The following is a 1,925-nucleotide window of genomic DNA, read 5'->3' as shown; positions in this document are numbered from 1 at the left end:
TTCACTTTAAAATTAAATTAAATCAGGAGCTAGAAAACTTCTAACTCCTCAATGATCGGAATTTACAAGTAATTAGACTAATCATCCTTGGGTCCAAAAACCATCTGTACTACCATTTGTTTTCCGTCTGGTTGATGATAGCGATCGGCCCAATGTCTAATGATTTCGTCTAACTCTTCTTTAGCTTGCTCATAGCGGTCTGGAGAAATATCAAACTCCTCCAAAATACGCATTACCTTGTTGTTTTGTTCTGCCCAATCCTTCATCAGACGGAAATAACGAGCTGTCTCTTCGACCATGATATAAGTGCGTTCCTCCTCATCTTCTGGAGAATAAGAACAGCGAGTGAGGGCATAAAAAGGCATTCCCCAAGGAGAATCTATCTTAGTTACCGTACCAGAATAAATCAAGCGACGTTTAATATGTTCTGCTAAAGCTTCACTTAGAGGCATTCGGCGTTCTGGTGGTAAATCTTCCTGAGACCGCCTGTGTAAAAACTCAATTAACTCCATAAACTGAAAAGAATTAATCAATTTGGCATCAGGCATATTTGGGGGGAGTTTAGTTTCAGTATATCGCTTTTCCTCAGTAGTAAGATTTTTACCAGGAACCCTTGATTGCCCAGGATTCCAAGGATATTGTTCGAGCCACACATAGGGAAACTGAATCAAATAGCGAGGTTCTTGAGAACCCAACATTTTTAGTAGTTTACCTTTAGTGAGCGCTTCTTCTACTTCTTGCACAATTACTTTAACCCGTTTAGGTTCTATGTGATGCAGATGTCCTGTCATGCGCAGATTTTTACCTTGTTCAATATAGGTCATATAAATCGCACATTTAGCCGCAGTTGCAGCTGCATCCAAGAAAGCTCCATGACGATGCCCACTCGTCCTCATGGCACTAAATGCTAAATATAACATAATCTGATCCATAGCACTGGGGCTAAGGCTATTAATCAGATCGGTATCATTTTTCATGACAATCCCCAAAATAACAAAAACTTAAGAGGCATAGTATCATCCTCTATTAAAAATATGCTGACTATGATGATAATTCAATAATAGAAATTCAGCCAAATATAACTCTTGCACCAAGCAAGTATATTTCTTTGAGACTTTTTGCATTTGGCGTAAGAGCAGGCACGCAAATTAAGTGTGCGAATAGATTGTTATCTTAGTAGATTTTTACACCCTGTGTACTTTTGACTGACATGCATATTTATATCAATATAACATACAAAAGTACTATAGATAACACTTAAATAGCAGTAGTATCAATGGTTACTAAGGTTAATAATGCATTGAGATTTGATGTTCTCTGTTAACACTTAAAGGTCTGAAGTTATATAGTTTAAATACCCCATAGCTTACTACGATATTAAACAATAAAATTCTCTCGTTAATTAACAAGAGAATTTTTGACAAATTTTTAGAGAGTTAAGATCGTAAAACCAAAGCCTTAAGTAACTTTAACAAAGATGTAATTAAGAATTAAAACTTAATACAGAAAGAGACATTTTGATAAGCTTCAGCGTCCACTACCACGATGAGGACATTTGTCATTTTCAACCTCACAATCAAAATCAGAAGTACTAATTGTGTTTACAAAAGCTCGTATATTTCCCTTTTTGGCATTATCTTGATGAGTTTTAGTTCTAGCAGATCCTCTGAAAAATATAGAAGAAAATGCCACTTCATTTTCAATGACTAAAGCTTTGCTACTAGGAGTATTACCTAGTAATAATAAAAAAGAAAGAATAATCGCTGTATAACTTTGCATAGGTCAAATCCGTGTGATAGTGTCTATTATCTGATACGAATATTAAAGATACAATCAGGATATTTAACTAATAATTTATGAATTTAATTTTCTTTTATACCGATTTTTCACACTAAAAAAATGCCAATAATTGTGGAGAGTAAGTA

2 protein-coding genes are annotated in these 1,925 nt (G+C 34.9%); both read right to left on the bottom strand.

Features of this window, described 5'->3' with window-relative positions:
* Positions 1-77: 77 nt before the first annotated feature.
* Entirely contained in the window at positions 78-977 is a 900-nt protein-coding gene (hetR, locus tag F6K13_RS30960; RefSeq protein ID WP_124145936.1) for a heterocyst differentiation master regulator HetR, read from the bottom strand.
* Positions 978-1,527: 550 nt separating this feature from the next.
* The gene (locus F6K13_RS30955; RefSeq protein WP_124145935.1) at positions 1,528-1,779 is read right to left on the bottom strand and encodes a hypothetical protein; all 252 of its coding nucleotides are present in this window, start codon (positions 1,777-1,779) and stop codon (positions 1,528-1,530) included.
* Between the last annotated feature and the right edge of the window lie 146 nt (positions 1,780-1,925).

The sequence above is a fragment of the Okeania sp. SIO2B9 genome (assembly GCF_010672505.1).
Classification (GTDB): Bacteria; Cyanobacteriota; Cyanobacteriia; order Cyanobacteriales; family Microcoleaceae; genus Okeania; species Okeania hirsuta.
This window is presented reverse-complemented; position numbering and strand designations above follow the sequence as displayed.